Here is a 24,463-nt window from a genome sequence, read left to right as displayed (position 1 = left end):
TCATAACAGTGTACGCATTTTGAGTGCTTTGCGTCCAGTTTGTGTGATTGACATTATCGTGAATTCTAGTAAAATCTTTATTGAACGATCATTCAATAAAAGCTTAATCAATGACGCTTTTAACCTATGCTAACTTTACATCTAATCTTATTATTGGCTTAACCCTATGCAACATACACAGCTTTATATTCACGGTGCCCACCAAGGCGCAACGTCTAATGAAACCTTTATTAGCATAAATCCTGCTACAGCGTTGCCTCTTGCTACCATAGATCAAGCTAGCCAAAAGGATGTAAACGCTGCGGTAGAGTCAGCCCAAGCAGGTTTTTCTGTTTGGTCTAATATGATGCCTGTGGAGCGCGCGCGTATCTTGCAAAAGGCGGCTCAAATACTGCGCCAACGTAATGATGAACTTGCACACCTGGAAGTGTTGGACACTGGCAAACCGTTACAAGAAGCCAATTGTGTAGACATTGCTTCGGGTGCGGATGTGATTGAATATTACGCAGGCCTTATTAGTGGCATGCAGGGCACTCAGCAAGATTTAGGTAAAGACGCCTTTTTTATGTCACGTCGTGAGCCTTTGGGAGTGTGTGCTGGTATTGGTGCATGGAACTACCCCATTCAAATAGCGTGTTGGAAGTCTGGGCCTTGCTTGGCTGCTGGCAACACCATGATATTTAAGCCTTCAGAAGAAACCCCTTTAAGTGTGATGAAATTGGCAGAAATATTCACTGAAGCAGGCATGCCTGATGGCGTATTTAACGTAGTGCAAGGTGATTATCGGGTAGGCCAAATGCTCACGGCACATAAAGACATCAGCAAAGTGTCGTTCACTGGCGAGTCTGGTACGGGTAAAAAAATTATGGCAGATTCTGCCTCCAACCTTAAGCAAGTGACTATGGAGCTAGGTGGTAAATCACCGTTGTTGGTATTTGACGATGCCAAGCTAGATAACGCAGTGGCAGGTGCCATGCTAGCCAACTTCTATACCCAAGGCGAAGTGTGCACCAATGGCACCCGAGTATATGTGCAAGCAGGTGTGTATGATAAATTTGTGGCCAAAGTAGTGGCTCGTGCCAATAGCATTAAGTTGGGAGATCCTTTAGATTTGGACACTCAGATGGGTGCCTTGATCAGTGCACCACACCTAGAAAAAGTAATGGGCTACATTGAAGGCGCCAAACTTACCAGCGCACGTTTGGTATGTGGTGGTAATCGCCACCATAGTGAAGCCACTAAAAATGGTTACTTTGTAGAGCCCACTGTATTTGCAGACTGCACTGATGACATGGTGCATGTTAAAGAAGAAATATTTGGTCCTGTAATGTCTATCTTAAAGTTTACTGACGAAGACGAAGTGATTGCTCGGGCCAATGATTCAGATTACGGCTTGGCAGCGGGTGTATTTAGCCAAGACATTAGCCGTGCGCATCGGGTGATAAACCAGATGCAAGCTGGTATATGCTGGATAAACAGCTGGGGCGATTCCCCTGCAGAAATGCCTGTAGGTGGCTATAAGCAATCAGGTGTGGGGCGTGAAAACGGCCCAGAAACCTTGCATCACTACACTCAAGTTAAAAGCGTGTTTGTACGTTTAGACGATTTAGAATCACCCTATTAAGGAGCACCCCATGACCAAGAAATATGATTACATTATTGTGGGTGCAGGCTCTGCAGGCTGTATCTTAGCCAATAGACTTAGCGAAAGTGGCCAGCATCAAGTGTTGTTGCTAGAAACCGGTGGCACAGATAAAAGTATTTTCATCCAAATGCCTACCGCATTGTCGTACCCCATGAATACTGCTAAATATGCATGGCAGTTTCATAGCCAAGCCGAAACAGGCCTTGATGGGCGGAAAATGCACTGCCCAAGGGGCAAAGTGTTGGGTGGCTCTTCGTCTATAAACGGCATGGTGTATGTGCGTGGTCATGCCATGGACTATGAGCAGTGGCAAGAGCAAGGCGCTACAGGGTGGAACTATGCAGACTGTTTGCCTTACTTTAAACAGGCTGAAACATGGCAAAATGGTGAAGATGAATACCGTGGGGGCAGTGGGCCGGTAGGCACGTGTGGTGGCAATGACATGCGCCTTAACCCCTTATATCAAGCATTTATTGATGCTGGACAAGAAGCCGGCTACCCCTACACCAAAGATTATAATGGCCAGCAGCAAGAAGGCTTTGGCACCATGCACATGACCGTTAAAAATGGAGTGCGATCTAGCACCAGTAATGCTCATTTGCGCCGAGCCCTTAAGCGTTCTAACTTCACCTTAATGAAAAGAGTGACTGCACAAAAAGTGCTTTTTAATGGCCTACAAGCCAAAGGCATAGAATACCTTCAAGGTGAAAAAATAAAGCAAGTATTTGCCCGTAAAGAAGTGATTTTAAGTGCTGGCTCTGTGGGTTCGCCACAATTATTGCAACTATCTGGTATAGGCCCAAAGCAAGTGCTGGCAGATGCCAATGTGCCTTTATTACATGAGCTGCCAGGTGTGGGAGAAAATTTACAAGATCACTTAGAAGTGTACTTCCAATATCGTTGTAAGCAACCTATAAGCCTAAACAGCAAGTTAGATTACTTCAATATGGGGCTCATAGGCGCCCGTTGGATTCTTACTAAAACAGGTCTAGGTGCAACTAATCACTTTGAGTCATGTGGGTTTATTCGCTCTCGTGCGGGGCTTAAATGGCCTAATATTCAATACCACTTTTTACCTGCAGCCATGCGCTATGATGGCAATGCCGCCTTTGATGGTCATGGTTATCAAGTGCACGTGGGGCCTAATAAGCCTAGCAGTCGTGGGCATATTCGCATCACGTCTAACAAAGCCAGTGACGCGCCCGAAATACGCTTTAACTACATAGGCACCCAGCAAGACCAGCAAGACTGGCGTGACTGTATTCGCCTAACTCGCGAAGTGCTAAACCAGCCTGCCTTAGATGCCTTTAAAGGAGAAGAAATTCAACCTGGCAAAGATGTGCAAACCGATGAGCAGATAGACGCTTGGGTAAAACAAAATGTGGAAAGTGCATATCATCCCTCATGTACCTGTAAAATGGGCGCAGACGATGATGCAATGGCTGTGCTAGACAATCACTGTAAAGTGCGTGGCGTAAAGGGCCTAAGGGTAGTGGATTCATCTATTTTCCCTGTCATTACTAATGGCAACTTGAATGCCCCCACGATGATGGTGGCAGAAAAAGCTGCTGATTTGATCTTGGGTAACACTCCACTAGCTCCCTCTAATGCTAATGTATGGATTGCAGACCAATGGCAAGATAAGCAGCGCACAGGCACCCCCGTTAGAGTCCTTGAACCTGTCCAAGATTAATGGCTTTATCTTGCGCTAAAGTGGTTTGTCTCACGACAGAGGCTGTGGGTTGTATTACAATCATTAATTGTAGTTAATGTAAGAGATATATACTGCTCTATGGCTGATCCAAGTTTATCCATCATTATTCCCGCTAAATCTAGTGGCGGGTTTATTCTAAACACCGTGGATGTGTTGCTGAACTATTTGCAGCAGCACTGGCATGGTCAGTTTGAAGTGGTGGTGAGCGTGAATGGGGCCTTGGCCCAAGTGCAAGAAACTCAAGCCATACTTTTGGCAAAATATGCACAAGATGCCCGTGTGGTGATTCACCAGCACCTAGCCCCAAAAGGCAAAGGTGCAGCTTTGCAATCTGCGTTTTTAAGCACAAAATACGAGCTAGTGAGTTTTATAGACGCAGACTTACCGTTTGACCTCGCTTTTTTAGGCCTAGCTAAAGACGCAGTGAATGAAGGTGCCCAGCTAGTAGTGGGCAACCGCAGATTATCAGAAAGCCGCGTGCATTTGCCCACTAAGCTTTTACCCTCATTTTTTAAGCGCCATGTATTTGGCTTGCTTTATAACAGTGCTGTGAGACTTTTGTTTGGTATCAAACAAACAGACACTCAATGTGGCATAAAGCTGATGACTAGAGCTTTTGCTACAGAGTTTTTTTGCCACCTTACCTGCCATGGTTTTTCTTACGATGTAGAGCTATTTTTACTGGCCAAGGGCCATGACAAAAAAGTGACGTCTATACCTGTGACGTTAATGCACGAGCATGGCCAATCTACCTTGCGCTTGGGTGGTGAGCTTATACGCACAGTGAAGGCCTTGGCCCACCTTAAACATAAAGAAAATAAGGGCGAATACCAGCCACGGCCTGTGCTAACTGCGCCCCAAAATGAGTACCTACAACTTACTTCGGATGACTGGGGTATCTCGCCCGCAGTGAATGAAGGCATGCTAAGGCTAGCCCAGCTAGGGGTGGTAAAGCGGGTCTCCATTATGGCCAATAGTTTGCACAAAGACTATTTGTTAGATGAGCTAAAGGCGGTGCCTGGCATTAAACTTGGGCTACATTTCAATTTAACCAACGGTGTGCTTTTGGGGCAAACCAGTGGCCATCATCATGTGGATGGCTTAGCCAACACTATGCCACTATTGACCTTGATCAAGCGCAGCTGGTTTGGTTGTCGCACACTCTCAAAAGCATTGCTCAAAGACATTGAACACGAATTTACCTTGCAAGTAACCGCCTTGCAGCAACAAGGCATAGCACTTAGCTACTTTGACTCGCATCACCATGTGCATTTGTTGCCAGGCATTATTGCGCGCATTGCACCACAAGCCAAAGCTTTGGGTGTGGGGCATACACGGCTAGTTTTAGATTGGGGGTTGCTAGGTAAGCCACAGTTTTTATTGTGTTGGTTTTCCATTAGAGCAAAGGCTGCGGTAGAACAGGCGGGCCTGTCTTATTTGCCCTTCAAATACCCCGGTCGTAAGCAGTTTATATTGCGTAATAAGTGGCAAGGCCAGCTAGCCAAAGTGGCAGTGCCCACCGAGATTATTTGTCACCCAGCCACCAAAGGTGACCTACAACTATTGCCAGCTGAATACACCGACCATTATGACGGCGCACGAGTGGATGAATTTTGGGCTTTGTATAATCTTGGCCGCTAAACCTCACTCACATAGACAAGCTACCCAAGCCAATGAAAAACCCAATGTATGACGTAGTAATTGTAGGCGGGGGGTTAAGTGGCATGCGCTTAGCCGCGCTATTACAAGCCCAAGGCACTAATTACCTGCTGCTAGAAGCACGCCCAAGAGTGGGTGGCCGCATACTATCAGAGCCTTTAGTAGGCAACGCTTCAGCTACCCCACATCGATATGACCTAGGCCCATCATGGATTTGGCCTCAACAGCCTAGAATAAATGAGCTTGCTAAAGAAATGGGTATTAAACGCTACCCACAATTTGACCAAGGCACATTGGTTTATCAAGACCAATTTGGCGCTATTAACGCCACTATTGATGCTGCACCTATGTCTGGCTCCATTCGGCTAGAAGGAGGCTTACAAAGCCTAATAGACGGCCTCTACAGTCGGCTAGAGACTGATCGAGTGTGGCTAAACCATTGTGTCAATAATGTTACCCTTGAAGATACAAACGAAGCACCACGCCATGTGCGCATAGATTGTGAAAGTGCCACAGGCAAAAAAAACATCACCACACGCAAGCTAGTGTTGTGTGCGCCGCCCAGAGTAGTAGAAAAACTAATTACCTTTTCACCCAAGCTATCACCTGCCCAAAATCAAGCGCTGCTTAACATGCCCACATGGATGGCAGGCCAGTGCAAAGTGACTGCCGTGTATGAAACGCCATTTTGGCGCACACAAGGTTTATCAGGCGATGGCATGAGCAGGCTTGGGCCACTAGGTGAAATACATGACGCCTCGCCAGAAGATCAATCCCAAGGGGCATTATTTGGTTTTGTGGCTTGGCCTGCTCAGCAACGCCAAGAAGCAGGTGATCAATTAATCCCCTATGTCATCAAGCAACTGCAGCAGCTATTTGGCCCACAAGCCGCTGCACCTTTGCAAGTGCAAGTGCAAGACTGGGCCACACAAACCTACACTGCTACCCAAGCAGATACTCACACGTCACCCTCGCAAAGCGAATTTGGCTTGCCCATAGCGCTAGAGCAAGTATGGCAAGACTGCCTATTATTTGCATGTGCAGAAATGGCCTACGAGTTTGGTGGCGTAGCAGAAGGTGCATTAGAGGCGGCTGAGGTGGCTTTTGGTAGTTTAAACTCGTCTGTTGATTAGGCCAGTCTAGCGACAGCTAACCCTGCCTATCCAAATACAAAGCCAAATAATCACTAATCACTTGGCGTGCCAAGTTTGAGTCTATGCCTTGTGGGTTAAGGGCACCGCGCAGCCAAATGCCGTCGATCAGTGCGGCTATGCCGGTGGCTACCATGTGGGCTTGTTGGTGGGGCATGCGGCGCTTTAGCTCTAGCCGCAGGTAAGACAATAAGCGTTTTTCATTCACCCGTTGCAGGCGGTTAAGTGCTGGGTCGTGCATGGCTTGCGCCCAAAAGGCTAGCCAGGTTTTCATCACAGCTTCATCTTGCTGGTGGGGGCTGAAGTTTTCTCCCACTATGGCCTCTATACGGCCTATGGTGTTGTCTTTTTGCACTTTGGCTAAGCGTAAGTTTATGCCCGTGGCTAGGTCTTTTAAAATGCTGCGCATGGTGGCTTCTACTAGGCCACTTTTACCACCAAAATAATGGTTAATAATGCTAGGAGATATACCAGCTTGTTGGCCTATTTTAGCCACCGAAGCTTGCAAAAAGCCCACCTGATTAATCACCTCCATAGTGGCGCGTATCAGCTGTGGGCGTCTAATTTCTGGCATGCCAACCTTGGGCATAAAAGTGTCCTGTTGAGTTGAGTTTAGTGGGCTACAGCTTTAGAGAATACTTGCATAATCACTACGCCAGCTAAAATAAAGCTCATGCCAATAAACGCGGGAGCATCTAACCTTTGGCTAAATACAAAGTGGCCAATAATAGAAATAAGCACAATGCCAAGGCCAGACCACACGGCATATGCCATGCCAATAGGGATTACCTTTAAAGAAATAGACAAGATATAAAATGCCATGCCAAAAGCTACAAACACCACAATAGATGGGATTACTTTAGTAAAGCCTTCGGAGTATTTAATGGCAGAAGTGCCTACCACTTCGCACACCACAGCACACAAGAGTATTAACCAGCTTTTCATTATGAGTCCTACAAAAAAAGAGTGTTAGGGCTAAACTTTACCCGATGATGCAGGCCCATGCGAGACAATTAAGCGTTGTCGGACGATTTCTCTAAGGCTAAATAATGGTCTATGCCTGCAATACGATCTTGAGCGTGGTGGTTTACGTAAATCACTGAAGTTTCCTTGGCGGCACACACCTTTTCTATCAGGGCTAGCACTAGCTGGCGGTTGATGTCATCAAGGCCCAAACACGGCTCATCTAAAATCAATAATGGTGGGTGCTTTACCATGGCTCTGGCGATAAGCAGCAGCCTTTGGTCGCCATAAGACAGCTTATTAAACGGCTGGTCGCCACGGCCTTGCATGCCCAGTAATTCTAGCCATTGGTTGGCGATGTGCTTTTGCTGATCGGTGCTTTTGCTATACAAACCTATAGAGTCGTAAAATCCAGAGATAATCACATTAGCTAAGCTTGTGCCCACGCGATATTCCCATTGTAAGGCTGTAGATACATAACCAATGTGTTGTTTTATCTGCCAAATACTTTCCCCATTACCTCTTTGAAAGCCAAATACAAAAATATCATTGGTGTAGCACTGTGGGTGGTCGCCAGTGATCAATGACAAAATCGCTGTTTTACCGCTGCCGTTAGGGCCGCTTAGCTGCCAATGTTGGTTGGGTTGTATGCACCAGTTAAGGTTTTCAATAAGCACCATGTCGGTGTGTTTAATGCAGATATTACTCAGCTTCACTAAAGGTTCTTTTGGGTTAAGTGCTGGCCTTGTATTGTCTGTATCTGAATTAGGCACCTGCAGGTGGGTGGTTTTAAGGTGCAATAGTTGATAAAGCTCGTTAAAAGCTTGAGTGTCTTCACGGTTAACTTGATGACGCAGTTGCCCATCTTCCATATAGGCGATATGGCTAATAAAATCTGGAATCTCATCAAACCTATTGAGCACCATTACTACAGGGGTATGTTTTACCACGTGTGTCAGGTGGTTTTGCAGCATGGTGTGAGAGGCTTGATCAAGGCCATCAAAAGGCTCATCTAAAATGAGTAAATCGGCATGACAAGACAAAGCTTTAATCAACATCACTTTGCGAGTCTCTCCAGTGGAGAGCTTTCTAAAGGCGCGTTCAAGCAAATACTCTAGCTCAAACTTTTGAATAAGTTCGCCTGCAATAACAGGGTCTGTCTCGTTGGTGAAAATAATTTCACGCACACAAGTGCCAAGGCTGATGACATCTAAAATGTCAGCATCATCTTTTTTAAGCTCGGCTTGAATAAGTTGGGATTGGGCTTCAAAAGACACCCAGCCAATCGTAGTAGGAAGCCTGCTAGTGCTGCCAGCTAAGATTTCTCCATAGCCAGCTAGCACTGCAGCAAGGGCTGATTTTCCGGCGCCGTTAGCGCCAGTAATCAGCCATTGTTGGTGCTGCTGGATTTGCCAGTTAATGTGCTTAAGTTGAAAACCTTCATCAAACTCTACTGACAAATCGTGCAGCTGTAACATAAATAATCTCGCTTAAACGATCTTCTTCATGTCTGCCATGTGGCCACGTAATGTAGCGCCAATAGCTTCTACTGGGTGGTCACGCAAGGCTGCGTTTACTTCGATCAAACGGGCGTTATCAACGCCATTGTCATCACTTGAAAGGCCACGGCCAATCACGTCTGTGTCCATGCCTTTCATGAAGTCAGCTAGCAAAGGCAAGCAGGCGTGGTTGTATAAGTAACAGCCATATTCTGCAGTATCAGAAATAGTGGCGTTCATTTCATACAATTTCTTACGCGCAATGGTGTTAGCGATTAGTGGTGTTTCATGCAATGACTCGTAGTAAGCAGAGTCTGCAATGATGCCAGCAGCAGTCATGGTTTCAAACGCTAGCTCTACACCAGCTTTTACCATGGCTACCATCAAGATACCGTGATCAAAATACTCTTGCTCAGAGATTTCCATGTCGCCAGCAGGGGTTTTTTCAAAGGCAGTTTCGCCTGTTGCTGCACGCCAGCCTAAAAGGTTAACGTCATCGTTAGCCCAGTCTGCCATCATGGTGGCAGAGAAAGTGCCGTTGATGATGTCATCTTGATGCTTGTTGTACAAAGGACGCATGATCACTTTTAGTTCTTCAGAAAGGTCAAAAGCTTTGATCTTAGCTGGGTTAGAAAGACGATCTAGCATGTTGGTTACACCACCATACTTAAGGGCTTCAGTGATAGTTTCCCAGCCATACTGAATTAGCTTAGACGCATAACCTGCATCCATGCCCTTTTCGATCATCTTGTCAAAGCACAACAAAGAGCCTGTTTGTAACATGCCACAAAGGATAGTTTGCTCACCCATTAGGTCAGACTTCACTTCAGCAATAAAAGATGACATCAATACGCCAGCCTTATGGCCGCCAGTACCCACAGCGTATGCTTTAGCAAGCGCAAGGCCGTGGCCTTGTGGGTCGTTGTCTTCGTGCACGGCGATCAAAGTAGGCACACCAAAACCACGGACATACTCAGCACGCACTTCAGAGCCTGGGCACTTAGGTGCCACCATGATAACGGTAAGGTCTTCACGCACTTTCATGCCTTCTTCAACAATGTTGAAGCCATGAGAGTAAGACAAACATGCGCCTTGCTTCATTAATGGCATTACCGCTGCAACTACAGGTGAGTGCTGCTTGTCTGGTGTAAGGTTAAGCACGATGTCTGCAGTAGGGATTAGCTCTTCGTAAGTGCCTACGGTGAAGCCATTTTCAGAAGCGTTTTTAAATGACTGACGCTTTTCAGTAATGGCAGACTGGCGCAATGTGTAAGACACATCTAGGCCGCTGTCACGTAGATTTAAGCCTTGGTTAAGGCCTTGAGCGCCACAGCCAATAATGACCATTTTTTTGCCTTTAAGGGCTTCTACGCCTTCGGTGAATTCGTTCATGTGCATAAAGCGACATTTGGCAAGTTGTTCTAGCTGCTCGCGCAAAGGCAAGGTATTAAAGTAGTTATTAGACATGGGGGGAACCTGTGTTTTTAAAATCGGTATTAGAGTCTTTTACAACAAAGCTCATAATACGCTTTGTTGGTATTTTCGTAAATTGATATATTCGACACATAGTGAGCCATATATTAAAACATAAGCTAAAACTATGATAAAGTTAAGCTATGGATATAAAACACCTCAAACATTTTTTAGCTTTGGCAGAAAACCTTCACTTTGGTAAAGCCAGTGCTGCGTGTCATATTAGTTTATCAGCTTTGTCTAGAAACATTAGACAACTAGAAGACCAGCTTGGCGTCACCCTATTTACTCGAGACAATAGAAGTGTGCAAATCACAACTCAAGGCCAAGCTTTTGTAAGCTATGCCCGCACTGCTATCAGCGAATGGCAGGGTATTGTTAGCCAAGTGCAAAATGCACATGATCAGCTGCAAGGTGAAGTGAGTTTATATTGCTCTGTTACCGCAGTGTATAGCTTATTGTTTGACCTATTTCAGCGCTTCAGAAAAGACCATCCCAACATAGAAATAAAGCTTCATACAGGTGATCCAGATCAAGGCATTACCCATGTATTGTCTGGCGAAGAAGACCTTGCCATCGCTGCACGGCCCAAACATATACCCAGAGAGTTGGCCTTTAAACCCATTACCATCTCACCCTTAGTGTTTATTGCCCCCAAAGACCAAACCCACCTAGAGCAGCCTTTAGTGATGCCCACTCACCCCAAAGATTGGGCGCAAGTGCCTATGATCTTGGCCGAAGGAGGCCTATCGCGCCAGCGCGTAGATGCATGGTTTAGAGCCATGGACGTCACCCCCAAAATATACGCTCAAGTGGCAGGTAACGAAGCCATAGTGATTATGGTAAGCCTAGGTTTAGGCATAGGGGTAGTGCCCAAAATTGTATTAGATAACAGCCCCACTTTAGAGCGTATTAAAATATTAGATGTAAAACCACAGCTTGAAGCTTATGATGTGGGTTTGTTTGCCCTTAAAAAGAACCTAAAAAAACCCTTAGTGAATGCTTTATGGCAGCTAGTATCACAAGGGTCACATTGATGGAGAGTATCTATGTCCGCCCCTAACACACGCACACTAACAAATAGGGTGTTTTCTAGCGACAACACGGCAGGGGCAGCGCCTAGTGTGCTGCAAGCCATTATGGACGCAGGCACACACATCCAGCAGCCCTATGGAAACGATGATCACAGCAAGCGCGTACAACAGCTACTTGAAGAAATATTTGAGTGTTCACTAAGTGTGTTTTTAGTGCCTACAGGCACCGCATCCAACGCTTTAGCCCTAAGTGCCCTAACACCGCCATGGGGCGCAGTATTGTGCCACCCACAAAGCCATATCAACATAGATGAGTGTGGCGCACCTGAATTTTATACTCATGGAGCCAAGCTGGTATTGGTAGATGGAGCGCAAAGTAAGCTGTGCCCTAAAAAGCTAGCACAAGTAGCCGCCCCCAACAGCGGTGATGTTCATTCGGTGCAAAATGCTGTGGTGAGCCTAAGCCAAACCACTGAAACAGGCAGTGTGTATAGTGTAAAAGAGCTGTGTGAAATAGGTCGAATTTGCAAAGAAAATAACCTCAAACTGCATATGGATGGAGCACGCTTTACTAATGCATTAGTGTCTTTAGGCTGCTCACCAGCTGCTATGACGTGGCAGGCGGGGGTGGATATATTGTCACTTGGGGCCACCAAAAATGGCACCATGGCCGTAGAAGCTATTGTAATATTTGACAAAGCTTTGGCCAAAGACATGGGCTGGCGACGCAAACGCGCAGGCCAGCTAATGTCTAAAATGACCTTGATGTCGGCGCAATTAGAGGCTTACTTTAAACACGACTTATGGCTTGATAACGCCCGCCAAGCGAACGCTATGGCACAACGCTTAGACCAAGGGTTTAGGGGCATAAAAGGCGTAGAAATGTTAGATGAAACTGTATCCAACATGTTCTTTTGTAAAATTCCCAAAGCCATGATTAACAGTTTACTTGACCAAGGGTTTTACTTTTACACCGATCGTTGGGGTGAAAACGTAGTGCGCTTAGTCACCAATTTTACCACTCAAGAAGCCGATGTAGATGCACTTATTAATGCTGCTAAACAGTGGGCCAGCACGCAATAAAGCTAATCGTTAGCGCCAGTGCTTACAGGGGTATTAATCGCGGCGCTAAAAGGTGTAAAGGGCTTATCCAAAGGTAAGCACCAAAGGGCAATTAATGGTGTCGCAACAGACTTCATGCCATGCATGACATTGCTTTTGTTATAAACCAAGCCACCAAGCCCGGGTGTATGCCAATCTCCATTACCTTTAACGTTGCCTTGGCGCCACCTTCCATCACTTAACACAAGGTATAGCTCTTGTGGCTCATGTTGGTGGTCTGGATAGTCTAAATCTGGGCGCATTAATGTCACCCCTACAATTAAATCTTGGCGCACTTCCAAACCTTCTGGACCAATAATTTGGGCGTTTACATGGCCTGCCATAAATGTATCATTATTAAGTGCAGGCCTTTGATACCAGGGTAAATGATCTGACAAAGCAACAATACACCCAACTATTTCTCTATACCTATCGGGCAACTTATCGCTGGTGTGCTCTATCTGCAGTAATACATCAGATAAAGGGTTAGCCTTTTGATCTTGCACAACCACATCAAAAGCATTCCCCAACCTATGGATCACTTTGTTTAACGTTGGTAGTCGATCCACATCATTGTTGCTTGCTGTATTTAACAGCAGCAATAAGTGCTGGCGTAAATCTTGGAGTAGCCGGCTAAGCTGCGGCGCTAAAGTGTTGTTAGGGTTCATAGGTTGTTGCTTCTTTTTTTAACAGACGCTTGCCTTCGCCTGTGCAAAAACGCTTGATGAGATTCATCAGTGCCATCATGAAAAGACCCAGTCCATTGGTCAATGGGTATCTCTAGCCCACCATAATTACACTCAAAAAAACGATGGTGCAGCTGGTGGTGAAAGGTGCCTAAAGCCATCACTATACGGCCACCAATATTAAGGCCTTGGTAACCTGTGTGCGTGGTAATGGCGCTAAGGGTGTAATACTGCAGATGAAAAATAATGAGTAAAGGGTTGGCAGCTACAAAAAAATGAACCAGTACAGAGCCCAAAAACAAAATATGCTCTACAGGGTGCATGGACATGCCCGCCCAAGGGGCCACATTGGTGTTGCGGTGGTGCAAGTAATGCACGGCTTTATACATAGGTGGCCAGTGCAAAAAACGATGCACTACAAAGAAATAAACCGTTTCCCATATTGGGATTAAAAAAATGAGCAGTGCTAATAAAATGTAATCTTCAGGTAATGTGAGCATGGGCACATAACCATTGGCCAGTGACCACATCATGAGCACTTCGTAGCCAGTCCAAATGGTTACACCACTGGCAATAGACCAAAACATATTGTCTTTTACCTGTAGATTAAAGGTGAACTTTTTGTGTTTCAGAGCCTGTGTGCGAGCATCATAGTGTAGGTTGTCGCCTTGTCTTTGATAGCGATAAAAGTATAAATGTAGCCCGCCTGCAATCACCACCATAAGCACCAAGTTACGCACATAAATCTGTGCTATCCAGCCTAGTGCAAATTCACTACAGGCTGCAATAGCTGGGTGGAAATACACCCAAGACAATATAGATAACCCCAGTATAATCAGGCGTTCTGAAATAGGAAACCAACTATTAAACAGCCATTTAAGTGCTAAAGCTATAGAAAAAGGTTTATGAAAATACCCCGAAACTTGCAATGGAAGAGGGGGCAGATAATGCCATGTTTTTTGCTTTTTCGTAGACCCTAGGGCAGCGTTCAAAGCCGTTTGGTGAGTATTTTGTGCCGGTGGCATGCACGACCTCTTGCTCTAACATAAAAGCCCTTTAAGGGCTTTTATGTTTTTTGTGGTTTCTTAATAAGAAGATCCCACAAAAAAGGCCAGCGCACAACCACCAATAACCAGTAGACTAAGTGCTAGTAAAACCTGCTTAATTAGTCATCATGGTCGTTGTCATCATGTGAGTCGTTGTAATTGTCGTTTGAATCGTTATGACCAATCTCATCATAACCATGGTTTTGCTCAAGATGTTCGTTGATCTCATTTTCAAACTGGTCATCAAATACTGAATCTAGTTGATTTTCTAGGTCGTGACCTAGGCTGTGTTCTAACTCATCTTCTAGGTCGTTAAGTTCAGTCTCCAAGTGGTCGTTAAGTTCAGTCTCCAAGTGGTCGTTAAGTTCAGTCTCCAAGTGGTTGTTCATCATCTCAAGCTCATTACTTTCTTGGATTTCTTGATCAATGGCATCGTTTACTATGCGGGTAGAAGCGTGTTCAAGAACATCATCAAAGGCTTCTTCGGGGTGGTCGATGTCATTACTTAATTCAATGTTAATGACCTGAGCATTGGTGTTATTGTTTATGTTTTGCATAATCAATGACATACGCTCTTCACTAGTTTTGTTTCTAAGTTCAGTCACTGGAATAGTAATTAACTGGTTGTTGTAAACCAGAAAAAACTGTTTGCTCATCACCCCAGATTTAATTCTGTCTGGGTTTGCTGCAAGCAATCGAGTTCTATTTTGTGGAGACATACCCACGTAAGACTTTCCATCAGGACCAATGACCTCGCCAGTTTTAAAGGTAAGGGCCAAAGTGTGTTGGCTTAAAAGTAGGCTGGCGATTAAGCCAAGGCTAGGTAGTAGTGTCTTTTTCATTGGGTATTCCTCATATTAATTCTCAGCTTAGCGGCGAGTTGCCTAAAACTTAGAGTGAAGAATAGCGGTGTTTTTTATGCTTTAGAATCAACTAAAGTACTCCAATTGGCTGGAGTTAAGGCTATGTGACTATAGTTTATGATGTTTTTTAGGTGGAGGATGATCCAAGATCCCCTAAGAGGTCTTCTACAAAAATGGCAAATAGTTCGTTACGGTTTTTAACATTCGCTTTTTGATAAACCACGCTGGATTGATTTTTAACCGTGCCAATTTTAGTGCTACGAAGGTCAGCAATTTCTTGTGCCGAAAATCCTTTGAATAAAAGTAATGCCACTTCTGTTTCAGAAGGTGTGAGCCGCCAAATTTCAAAATAGCGCTGAATAACCAGACTAAGTTCGCCAGACGCTACCTTAACCGACGTTTCTGCCTTCTTTTGGCGCTTCAATAAACTACGAATGTTGTGTACAAAAAAGAAGAGGGTGATGCCTAAACAAAGCGTAAAAACAACCTCAACTTGAGTGTGGGAGACCCAATGCAGTTTGATTAAGTCATAGTTAAAGACATCAAATATTACATCGGCCAAAAAAAATATTTCGCAAGCACCAATAACCAACAGGTTTAATACAAGATAATGAAGTTGGTATTTGGTCTTTGAATAGATCATAGTGCGCCTTTATTACCAAATTTCTAAATTAGTTTTATATTATACACTTTTATATAAGGGTTAGATTAACCTCGTATAGCTAACCAAATTGTTGAAGCTGCCATACTTAAGCCAACCACCCAAAATGCTGCGGTTAAATCTTGAAACCAAGCCGCGGATAAACCTAAAACCAAGGCTCCAATGGCATACCCCATGTCTCGCCAAAAGCGATAAATGCCCATAGCTGTGGCGCGCCACTGGGGCTTGGATAAATCTACAATAGCAGCTGATAAATTAGGGTAAAGCAAAGCCATGCCGAAGCCTGTGATGGCCGCGGTGATTGACCAGCCAAGGCTAGTCTCAAACCAAGGCATTAGCATTACGCCTAATGTCGTTATCGACATGCCTAAAACGTTAATGCGTTGGCGGCCAAATCGGTCAGACCAATGGCCAGTAATCAGCTGACTCACCCCCCAAACTAATCCGTAAATAGAAATGATCCAGCCTGTTAAAGTGAGATCTTGGGTTTTTTGGTAAAGGTATACTGGATAAACTATCCACACCAAGGCGTCTACAAATTTTTCAATACAGCCTGCTTGAGTGATGGCTAGCAGTCGTGAATTTTTCCAGCTCATTTGTTTAAAAACATGCCATGTAGAGAAGCTATCTGTTGGCGTTGTTGGCGTGTTGGGTTGTGACTGTTGTGTAACCCATGGCTTGGTTTCGACAATGTTTATGCAAGTGAACAAAAGGGCAAAAATAATGATGAGCCCTCCTAATATTAATAAACCTATTTTAAGCCCCAGCCACTGGCTGATATAAGCGCTTGCTATCCCACCTAGTGCAACCCCTGTGTAGCCTGCAAATTCATTTAAACCAATAGTAAGCCCGCGCTCATTAGCTTTAGTAAAGTCTAGTTTGGCAGTTTGGCTCATAGACCAAGTAAGGCCTTGGTTAATGCCCAAAAGTACCGTAGCAAAAACTACCCAAGCCCATGACTGGGCGAAATAAAATAACACTGGAATGGGTAAGGCAATAAGCCATCCCGCAACATGAACTGGTTTGCGACCAATTTTTTCGGCCCAGAAACCGGCAACAAAATTCATGCAGCCTTTAACCACACCAAAGGCAATCACAAAGGTGCTTAGTAGTAATAATGAATCCTTAGCTAAGCCAAACTCTTGCTCAGCCAAAGGCGTAATCACTATTCGAGTTGTGCCCAACATTAGCCCCACAAAAAACACTTGTAGCAACCACTGAAAAAGCTGAGGATAATTATTTTTTAACCCATAAAAAAGGGGTAAAGTGGTGTCTGTAGCCATGGCGCAGTCTGCTTTAATGGATAATTTGTTAAGATATTGTATATATTAGATTATTCTAAATAATAAAGAAAGGCGAAAACTTAACACCTATTATGCCCACCAATATTAGCTTCAAAATTGCTTGTTTGGAATACATCAAGCTGCTATGTTCATCAATCTCTCCATCATTAATGCAAAGCCTTATGAAGTCTATCGTTCCATCATTAAATTCTAGTGCACCCAGCCACATGAAAGGTGTGCATCTTATAGGCCATGGTGGCTTAGACCAGCTGGTGTATCGTACAGACATACCTACGCCACAGCCTAAAGCAGGCGAGGTATTACTTAAAGTGCTGGCAGCAGGGGTGAATAACACTGACATCAACACCCGTATTGGCTGGTATTCAAAACAAGTGACTGGGGATACTAATAGTGGCGCCGATGAAGGCTATGACCAGCTAGATGCCTCTTCAGCAACATGGTCTGGTTCGTCTTTGAAACTACCTATCGTTCAAGGCGCTGACATTTGTGGTGAAGTCATTGCTGTAGGGTTAGGAGTTAACTCTGAACGCATAGGTGAACGGGTTATCGTGCGTTCTATGCAGCAAAGCGTAAACAGCACTAGTGACTTTGACTGTATTACTGTTGGGTCTGAGCTCAATGGTGGCTTTGCACAATATACTTGTGCGCTAAGTGTGGAAGCTTACGCAGTGAATACATCATGGAGCGATGTTGAGCTAGCCTCTATCCCTTGTGCTTATTCTACTGCTGAAAATATGCTACACCGAGCAGGCCTAAAAGCAGGTGAGCGAGTATTAATCACAGGGGCATCAGGTGGCGTAGGCTCTGCGGCTGTGCAGCTGGCAAAACGCCGTGGGGCATATGTTATTGCTGTGGCAGGCAGTGCCAAGCATGACGATGTAAAAGCCTTGGGGGCTGACATACTAGTGGCACGAGGGGCCGATCTTGTGGCAGCCATAGGCACTGATTCGGTGGATTTAGTGGTGGATTTAATTGCAGGCCCAGGTTGGCCGCAGCTACTTGAAGTGCTTCGCAGAGGTGGCCGTTATGCTACTGCTGGCGCTATCGCTGGGCCTATGGTGGAATTAGATATTCGCACACTATATCTTAAAGACCTCACTTTCTTTGGTTGCACCTATCAAGAGCAGGTAGTTTTTGACAACTTGGTAAGCTACATTGAAGCAGATGAAATTAGACCAGTGGTCGCTAAAACCTATCCGTTAGAACACATTCATCAAGCACAAACAGATTTTTTGAAAAAAGGATTTACTGGTAAGTTAGTGCTTATTCCAGAGGCCTAAATAAGTCATTATGCCCACAGTCTTATATGCAGGTTGCTATGATGAAAATTAGTAAAATTGATGTGTATCAAGTGGACCTACCCTATGCAGGTGGCACTTACCGCTTATCTGGTGGCCGAGAATATGAAACCTTTGACGCCACCATAGTGCGTGTGACTAGCGATAATGGCCTAACTGGTTTTGGAGAAAGCACGCCGTTTGGGGCCACTTATGTAGCCGCTCACGCATTGGGCGTGAGGGCAGGTATTGCAGAAATGGCGCCTATGATATTGGGCCTTGACCCGCGCAGAGTAGATAGAGTTTATGATGCTATGGATAGTGCTTTAGTGGGCCATGGTCACGCTAAAGCGGCTATAGATATTGCGTGCTGGGATATATTTGGAAAAGCAGTACGCATGCCTGTATGTGATCTATTGGGTGGCCGCACGCAGCAGCCTATGGCTGTTATTTCCTCCATCTATGCAGGAGACCCACAAGCTATGCGTGCTCGTGTGCAGGCCCACAGATTGCAAGGCTATCGCGGCCACTCTATAAAAATTGGCGAAGACCCGCAGTTAGATGCTGATCGGGTGATGGCGTGTTTAGCTGACCGTCAATTAGGAGAGTACTTCATCGTAGATGCCAATGGCGGGCTGAGTGTAGAAACGGCGTTGCGTTTTTTACGTTTGTTACCCAGTCATGCAGATATTGTGCTGGAAGCGCCTTGTGCCACATGGCGTGAGCATATGTCCCTTAGAAAGCGTACATCTATACCTATGGTGTGGGATGAACTAGCCACCAGTGATGCTGCCATAGCTCAATTGATTAGCGACGATGGTGCAGAAGGAGTGGGGCTTAAAATATCCAAAAATGGAGGCCTAACCCCTTGTCGTCGCCAGCGTGACATGTGTATTGCTGCAGGCTACAGCCTTAGCGTGCAGGACACTGTGGGTTCTGACATTGCCTTTGCTGCCATTGCTCATTTGGGCCAAACTATTCCTGCGCACTTGTTGCGTTGTATCTTAGACACTCGAGACATGGTGAGCATCACCACAGTTGATGCAACCCACAAAGGTGGCTTTGATCGCCACGATGGTTGGGTCACTGCACCTTCCTCACCGGGGCTAGGCATTGATCCGCGTATGGATGTATTGGGCGAGCCTGTGATGAGCTTCTCTTTGTAATCAGGCGCTTACAATTTATGAGTGCTTGGCACCCCTGCGGCTAATCATAATGCCGCCAAAGATCAATAGCAAACCAACAAACATTGAAATGGTGAGAGTTTCATCTAGCAAAACAGCGCCAAATAACACGCTGAATAAAGGCACTAGATAACCTACCTGAGCAATAAAAGTGTAGCCGTATACTCTAATTAGGTAAAAACGCACAAAAAAAGCTGCACCAGTAGGTACCAAACCCAAATAGACTAAGGCAATAATTGCTGAGTCTGACACATTAGCTACATCACCCAGGGGGTTCTCTAGCAACAAGCTAGCAGGCACTGTAACAAGACAGCCCCCAAGCAATACACCGGCTGCCAGCATAGCGCTGCTCACCCCTTTCATCTGCTTCACCATGGCACCTGACACAACATAAGAGGCAGCAGCCACAATGATGGCAAGTTGAGGCAATAACTCACCTACGCCAGAGTCGAAAGTATCCAGCCCTATAACAAACAACACTCCAATAAATCCGATGATAAATCCCAGCGCTTTGTAACCGGTAATTTGTTCGTTGTTGCTAGTAAAATAGGCCAGCACTATAGCTATTAATGGACTTGTGGCCATAAAAATGGAAGCTCTGCCAGAATCTAATGTTTGCTCCCCCCAAGGAATAAGAAAGAAAGGTAGGGCGCAACTAAAAAAACCAATGAGCAAAAAATTCATCCATACACAAGGGGAACGAGGCAAGCGGTCTCCCTTCATTAAAGCGTAGGCTAGTAACACCAAGGCAGCAATTAATATGCGCCCAGCAGAAATAGTCATAGGCCCAAACCCATCCAATGCATATTTGATAGCCTGAAATGATGAACCCCACACAGCACCTTGTATCGTGAGCAGTGTGTAAGCTTGAATGCCAGCAGGCTTAAGTATCATGATGCCTTACCATAGTGATGCAGTGCATCACCGATAATAGTTTCCACAGCAACGCTCCACAGCATCAACTCTTGATCTTGGTTATGCCCCATCATTATTTGCAAACCTAATGGCATATTATAGTCATCCAACCCACAAGGCAGTGTGGTGGCACAAAGGTGCTGTAGATTAGCCACTTGGGTATTGCGCAAGGCTTTGAAGTTGCGCTCTTTATAATGTTCCATGCTGTTTTCTACATAGGCCAAAGTGGGTGCACTAATAGGGCAGGTTGGACACACTGCAAAATCCACGCTTTTTAGCACTTCTTCTGCGGCTTGGTTAAAGGTATTTATAAGCGCACTTTTTTCGGCAATACGTGCAGGGGCATCATTCATATCCGCATCTGTAAGATGAGCAAAGCGCATTTTGGTACTGGGTGCTAATTGATCAAACCATGGTTTACGCTCTTTGGAACGGATAAATGCAGGAAATTCTAAAGCCGAAAAACCACCTTGTGAAAATAGTTCATAGCTTTGTTCCAGATAAGGCCAGTCCAGATCTACTAAAATTGCACCTTGTACTTCTAGCTGAGCTAGGGCTGCTAATACACGCGTATCAATACCGCCCTCACAGCCTTCAAATAGAGCTGTAATCACGCCGATACGAGCACCTTTAAGGCTTTTTGGTGTGGCCGTATTTTGCGTAATAAATGCTTGAGGATTATTGCTGGTGGCAGGGTCCAGCGCTGCAAATCCCCATAGTGCATCAGCTGCAGTTAGGGCCAAAAGCCCAGCAGTATCAATGCTGGGTGATAAAGGCACAATGCCATCTTTCTCCCATCTACCCACACTTGTTTTAAGGCCAAATGTGCCACAAAAAGCGGCAGGCACACGCACAGAGCCTGAAGTGTCTGAACCTAAGGCCAGCTGGCAAGCTCCCATCCATAATGATACGGGTGCACCAGAGCTAGAGCCACCGGGCACACGGTGTTGTTGGGTATCAAATGGATTGACCGGCACTGGCCAATGGGGGTTGGTGCCTAAGCCACCAAAGGCAAATTCTACCGTGTGGGTTTTACCACAAACATGGGCGCCAACCTTTGTGAGACGCTCTACTAAAGTGCCTGAGGTATCAAATTCGTTTAGTGCTAAGGGCGAGCCTGCGAAAGTATCAAAACCCGTCACAGCATAAAGGTCCTTAACTGACACACTCACACCAGACAAAAAGCCTTTTTGGTTAGTGGATGAAGGCGTTCCTATGGCCCTAAATGCTTGTAACTGCGGCTCATGTTGCTCTATATGTGCGTGGGCTTGGTGTATTAAATCAATAGCATATGTTGCATCAGCCAACACCTTTTCATGGATATCGTAAATGCTTAAAAAAGGAGCTAAGTGCATGAGATTGTTGCCTTTGTGTTGCGATTGAGAGGGCTTAATGACAAGCAATAATTAATGCAACACTATTACACAGTGCTGTTTAAGATCATAGTGCAATTTAGCAAACTCATTAAAAACAACAAGCAGGTAAAGCTCATCTTAAGTTTAGGATGATCTTGAGGCTTTTGATCTAGTTGAAGCTAATAATACAATCACACCAGAGGCCACCACTAAAGCCATCCCTATCATCGCCTCAAAGGTGACTAGTTCATCCCAAAGCAACCAGCCTAATATACTTGCAAAAATAACTGAACCATAAGTGAATGCACCTAATTGCCCTGCAGGTGCATAACGATACCCTTTGCTTAAAAGCAGCTGTGCTAAGGTGGCAAATCCTGCCATTAATGCCATGCCCGCCAGCAATAAAAGGCTTGGGGTATTCCATACCAATATGGCAGGCACTAGGGAAAACAAGGTGTTAAACAAAGAAAAATAAAACACTATCACCAGGCTGCTTTGGGTCAGCGTTAGTTTACGCACTACCACTTTAGCGGTAGCCCCTAAAAATGCGCCAAAAATAGCAAGCAAAGCCACCCAGGGTATTTGTGTGTGCTGGCTAGGGTTTAGCACCACCCACACGCCTACAAAGCCTACTAAGATAGCTATAAAAGTCCAGGCGCTTATGCTTTCTTTAAGCCAAATAAAACCAACAATAGGAATAAATAAAGGAGCTGTTTGTTTTAGCAGTGCAGCTTGGGCTAGAGGTAAATGCCCCCAAGAATAAAACAGGCAATACATGGCGCAAAGGCCGATCAAAGAACGGGATAAATGAAGTGGTAGCTTAGAAGTAACCACGCATCGGGTACCATTACGCAACAACCAAGGCATAAAAAACAATAAGCCTAGGCCATTGCGTGCCAATACCAATACTTCGGTAGGGACGTATTTTACCAGTGCGTGAATCATCACCCCAGTAAGCACCAATGCCATCTCAGACAATAGAATAAGCAGGGCACCCTTGTGAAGGTCGCTCAGGTGAAGACCACTTTGGTTCATTATTGAGTTTTATGCTGAAGTTGTTCTCTAAACAACACATAAAGCCCAGCCATCACCACAATGGCTGAACCTAAAAGCATGTATTGATCAGGCTGTTCTTTAAGAATAAATACCCCTACCAACATGCCAAACAATAGGCGCGTATAGCGCAATGGGCTAATAACCGACACTTCGCCTATGCGCATAGCCTTAGTGGCGTAATAGCTGCCACTTGAGGCAAATAAGATCATCGCTATCAAATACATGCTAGCCTCTAAAGAGGGCACTTTGCTGCCGCCAAAATACATCATCACCAACCCAACCACTACAAATGTCATAGCACCATAAAGCGCTAACATCGATGCAGAAATACTAGCAGGTGATAAGCGCGAACCTACATCACGCATTGACATGCCAACCACGGCAAGCACTGCATACAAAGAAAATACATCAAAGCTTTCAAGACCTGGGCGTATAATCAATAGCACACCTACAAAACCCACCAACACAGCTAAAAGCCTGTGGATGCCTACTTTTTCACCCAAAAATATGAATGAAATCAACGTCATTAATAAAGGTAATGTTTGTAAAATAGCTGCCACAGAAGTAAAAGCAGAATGGATCAGGGCTAGAAAAATGAAGATAACAGCCACTGCTTCACCAAAGGTGCGCAGCAGCACCGCAGGCAGGAAAAACACCCGACTAAAGGCTTTTTCTTGGTTGCGCTGAGTGACAGACCAAAATAAAGCACAGCAACCCAAGCCCAAAATGAGCATCACTTGCCCGGTGGGTAATATTTCACAGGCCCACTTTAAAGCTAAATCTGCTAGCGTAAATGACCCCATGGATAGGGTCATGTAAAGCATCCCTGTTAGATTTTCTGAGGTGCTAGACATATGGCAGGCTTCTAATAAAAGTTTGGTTGCTCACTATAGCCACTTTTGTGGCTGATAACACTAGTTAAAATAAGTGTTCCTAGGTTTGTAACCAGCGCATTAATAGCTGCACTTGAGGGTTGGCAGAATGAGGAGAAATAGCATACCCATAACCTAGCAATTGGTGGGTGCTCACAGGCACAAGGCTATGATTATTTATTTCGTTTTGCATCAAAGCATCTGCCAGCATAATACCTTGGCCATCAATAGCTGCCTGCACTCTAACATTGGCATCTTCTATCATATGCCTAGGGTTGGCTAGGGGTTGCCCTTGGCACCACATCTGCCATATATCTAAATCTCGTTCTTCACATAATAAAGGAATGCTCAAAAAAGGCGCTTGGCCAAGATTTTCTGGCCTATCTAAGCCGCCTGCTAGCAGCTGATAACGCTCTATTAGCCTTGGGCTGGCCACAGCAAACATGGGCATGGGCAATTGTATTTTAGAGTCGCTGCTTAAACCGCCTAAGCATTCTTGCCAACGAATACTAATATCTACACCTTGTTGACTAAAATGAGGTTGGTTGATGGCATGCTGAATAATGACATTAATATCAGGGTTTTGGGCGCAAAAACTGGCTAATTTTGGTGATAACCAGCGCAAGGCCACATAGCTTGTGACTGCAATCACTAAATTTTGCTGGTGGTTTTGGTTGAGCAGGCGTATCTGGTTAGACAGGTCTTCAAATACTTTTTGAGTGGTTTGATAGAACATTTGGCCAGCATCAGTGAGCAAAATCTGGCGTGTTGTCCGTTTAAATAATGGCTGCCCAAGATGCTGCTCTAAGCGTTTGATTTGATAACTTACTGCGCCTTTAGTGAGGCACAGTTCATCTGCTGCTAAGGTGATACTTAAGCGCCTTGCCGCGGCTTCAAAAGCCTTGAGCGATTCCAGAGGGGGTAGAGAGTGTTTCATGGATCTATTGTTGAATATTTTTGAACCATAAAGCAATACTTTTTGCTTGTGTGAACACCTTTGGGTGA

22 protein-coding genes are annotated in these 24,463 nt (G+C 45.1%); 8 read left to right on the top strand and 14 right to left on the bottom strand.

What is annotated here, in order from left to right:
• Positions 1-166: 166 nt before the first annotated feature.
• The 4 genes from betB (at position 167) to ABXT42_RS09325 (ending at position 6,151) form a co-directional block, all read left to right on the top strand.
• Positions 167-1,624 carry a betaine-aldehyde dehydrogenase gene (gene betB / locus ABXT42_RS09340; RefSeq protein WP_443627881.1) on the top strand — a complete coding sequence of 486 codons (1,458 nt, stop codon included), beginning with the start codon at positions 167-169 and terminating at the stop codon, positions 1,622-1,624.
• A 10-nt stretch (positions 1,625-1,634) separates the two neighbouring features.
• The gene (betA, locus tag ABXT42_RS09335) at positions 1,635-3,338 is read left to right on the top strand and encodes a choline dehydrogenase (protein ID WP_443627880.1); all 1,704 of its coding nucleotides are present in this window, start codon (positions 1,635-1,637) and stop codon (positions 3,336-3,338) included.
• A 99-nt stretch (positions 3,339-3,437) separates the two neighbouring features.
• Positions 3,438-5,000 carry a ChbG/HpnK family deacetylase gene (locus ABXT42_RS09330; RefSeq protein ID WP_443627879.1) on the top strand — a complete coding sequence of 521 codons (1,563 nt, stop codon included), beginning with the start codon at positions 3,438-3,440 and terminating at the stop codon, positions 4,998-5,000.
• Positions 5,001-5,044: 44 nt separating this feature from the next.
• Positions 5,045-6,151, top strand: a complete 1,107-nt coding sequence (locus tag ABXT42_RS09325; RefSeq protein WP_443627878.1) for a flavin monoamine oxidase family protein — start codon at positions 5,045-5,047, stop codon at positions 6,149-6,151.
• Positions 6,152-6,167: 16 nt separating this feature from the next.
• On the opposite strand, the gene betI is transcribed toward ABXT42_RS09325, so the two are convergent.
• The 4 genes from betI to ilvC form a co-directional block, all read right to left on the bottom strand.
• Entirely contained in the window at positions 6,168-6,758 is a 591-nt protein-coding gene (betI, locus tag ABXT42_RS09320; RefSeq protein WP_443627877.1) for a transcriptional regulator BetI, read from the bottom strand.
• 23 nt (positions 6,759-6,781) lie between these two features.
• The gene (locus ABXT42_RS09315) at positions 6,782-7,114 is read right to left on the bottom strand and encodes a DMT family transporter (RefSeq protein WP_443627876.1); all 333 of its coding nucleotides are present in this window, start codon (positions 7,112-7,114) and stop codon (positions 6,782-6,784) included.
• 68 nt (positions 7,115-7,182) lie between these two features.
• Entirely contained in the window at positions 7,183-8,610 is a 1,428-nt protein-coding gene (gene modF, locus ABXT42_RS09310; protein ID WP_443627875.1) for a molybdate ABC transporter ATP-binding protein ModF, read from the bottom strand.
• 12 nt (positions 8,611-8,622) lie between these two features.
• Positions 8,623-10,098: a ketol-acid reductoisomerase gene (gene ilvC / locus ABXT42_RS09305; RefSeq protein ID WP_443627874.1), complete on the bottom strand. Its 1,476-nt coding sequence runs from the start codon at positions 10,096-10,098 to the stop codon at positions 8,623-8,625.
• A gap of 149 nt (positions 10,099-10,247) precedes the next feature.
• Here ilvC and ilvY point away from each other — a divergent pair, with 149 nt between their 5' ends.
• On the top strand, positions 10,248-11,141 hold the full coding sequence (gene ilvY / locus ABXT42_RS09300) for an HTH-type transcriptional activator IlvY (protein WP_443627873.1): 894 nt from the start codon (positions 10,248-10,250) through the stop codon (positions 11,139-11,141).
• A 12-nt stretch (positions 11,142-11,153) separates the two neighbouring features.
• Positions 11,154-12,221 (top strand): threonine aldolase family protein, encoded by a 1,068-nt coding sequence (locus ABXT42_RS09295; RefSeq protein WP_443627872.1) that lies wholly within the window; start codon positions 11,154-11,156, stop codon positions 12,219-12,221.
• Positions 12,222-12,223: 2 nt separating this feature from the next.
• Here ABXT42_RS09295 and ABXT42_RS09290 read toward each other — a convergent pair whose 3' ends face one another.
• The 5 genes from ABXT42_RS09290 to ABXT42_RS09270 all read right to left on the bottom strand — a co-directional run bounded on the left by ABXT42_RS09290 (position 12,224) and on the right by ABXT42_RS09270 (position 16,778).
• Positions 12,224-12,907 (bottom strand): dimethylsulfonioproprionate lyase family protein, encoded by a 684-nt coding sequence (locus ABXT42_RS09290; protein WP_443627871.1) that lies wholly within the window; start codon positions 12,905-12,907, stop codon positions 12,224-12,226.
• On the bottom strand, positions 12,904-13,950 hold the full coding sequence (locus ABXT42_RS09285; protein ID WP_443627870.1) for a sterol desaturase family protein: 1,047 nt from the start codon (positions 13,948-13,950) through the stop codon (positions 12,904-12,906). Before ABXT42_RS09285 ends, ABXT42_RS09290 begins: the two co-directional genes overlap by 4 nt.
• A gap of 140 nt (positions 13,951-14,090) precedes the next feature.
• Complete coding sequence (locus tag ABXT42_RS09280) at positions 14,091-14,813, bottom strand: hypothetical protein (RefSeq protein WP_443627869.1); 723 nt, start codon at positions 14,811-14,813, stop codon at positions 14,091-14,093.
• A gap of 148 nt (positions 14,814-14,961) precedes the next feature.
• Positions 14,962-15,477 carry a helix-turn-helix transcriptional regulator gene (locus ABXT42_RS09275; protein ID WP_443627868.1) on the bottom strand — a complete coding sequence of 172 codons (516 nt, stop codon included), beginning with the start codon at positions 15,475-15,477 and terminating at the stop codon, positions 14,962-14,964.
• A 65-nt stretch (positions 15,478-15,542) separates the two neighbouring features.
• A complete protein-coding gene (locus ABXT42_RS09270) occupies positions 15,543-16,778 on the bottom strand; it encodes an MFS transporter (protein ID WP_443627867.1) in 1,236 nt (411 codons plus the stop codon).
• A gap of 182 nt (positions 16,779-16,960) precedes the next feature.
• Here ABXT42_RS09270 and ABXT42_RS09265 point away from each other — a divergent pair, with 182 nt between their 5' ends.
• Together ABXT42_RS09265 and ABXT42_RS09260 are read left to right on the top strand one after the other, a co-directional pair.
• A complete protein-coding gene (locus ABXT42_RS09265) occupies positions 16,961-18,079 on the top strand; it encodes an alcohol dehydrogenase family protein (RefSeq protein ID WP_443627866.1) in 1,119 nt (372 codons plus the stop codon).
• A gap of 38 nt (positions 18,080-18,117) precedes the next feature.
• A complete protein-coding gene (locus ABXT42_RS09260; RefSeq protein WP_443627865.1) occupies positions 18,118-19,242 on the top strand; it encodes a mandelate racemase/muconate lactonizing enzyme family protein in 1,125 nt (374 codons plus the stop codon).
• A gap of 15 nt (positions 19,243-19,257) precedes the next feature.
• On the opposite strand, the gene ABXT42_RS09255 is transcribed toward ABXT42_RS09260, so the two are convergent.
• The 5 genes from ABXT42_RS09255 to ABXT42_RS09235 form a co-directional block, all read right to left on the bottom strand.
• Positions 19,258-20,154 carry a DMT family transporter gene (locus tag ABXT42_RS09255; protein ID WP_443627864.1) on the bottom strand — a complete coding sequence of 299 codons (897 nt, stop codon included), beginning with the start codon at positions 20,152-20,154 and terminating at the stop codon, positions 19,258-19,260.
• Positions 20,151-21,530, bottom strand: a complete 1,380-nt coding sequence (locus ABXT42_RS09250) for an amidase (protein ID WP_443627863.1) — start codon at positions 21,528-21,530, stop codon at positions 20,151-20,153. The genes ABXT42_RS09255 and ABXT42_RS09250 overlap by 4 nt, the downstream gene beginning before the upstream one ends.
• A 144-nt stretch (positions 21,531-21,674) precedes the next feature.
• Complete coding sequence (locus tag ABXT42_RS09245; protein ID WP_443627862.1) at positions 21,675-22,565, bottom strand: DMT family transporter; 891 nt, start codon at positions 22,563-22,565, stop codon at positions 21,675-21,677.
• On the bottom strand, positions 22,565-23,410 hold the full coding sequence (locus tag ABXT42_RS09240) for a DMT family transporter (protein WP_443629471.1): 846 nt from the start codon (positions 23,408-23,410) through the stop codon (positions 22,565-22,567). Before ABXT42_RS09240 ends, ABXT42_RS09245 begins: the two co-directional genes overlap by 1 nt.
• 109 nt (positions 23,411-23,519) lie before the next feature.
• A complete protein-coding gene (locus tag ABXT42_RS09235; RefSeq protein WP_443627861.1) occupies positions 23,520-24,395 on the bottom strand; it encodes a LysR family transcriptional regulator in 876 nt (291 codons plus the stop codon).
• Between the last annotated feature and the right edge of the window lie 68 nt (positions 24,396-24,463).

It is taken from the genome of Candidatus Njordibacter sp. Uisw_002, from assembly GCF_047730155.1.
Classification (GTDB): domain Bacteria; phylum Pseudomonadota; class Gammaproteobacteria; order Pseudomonadales; family Balneatricaceae; genus Njordibacter.
This window is presented reverse-complemented; position numbering and strand designations above follow the sequence as displayed.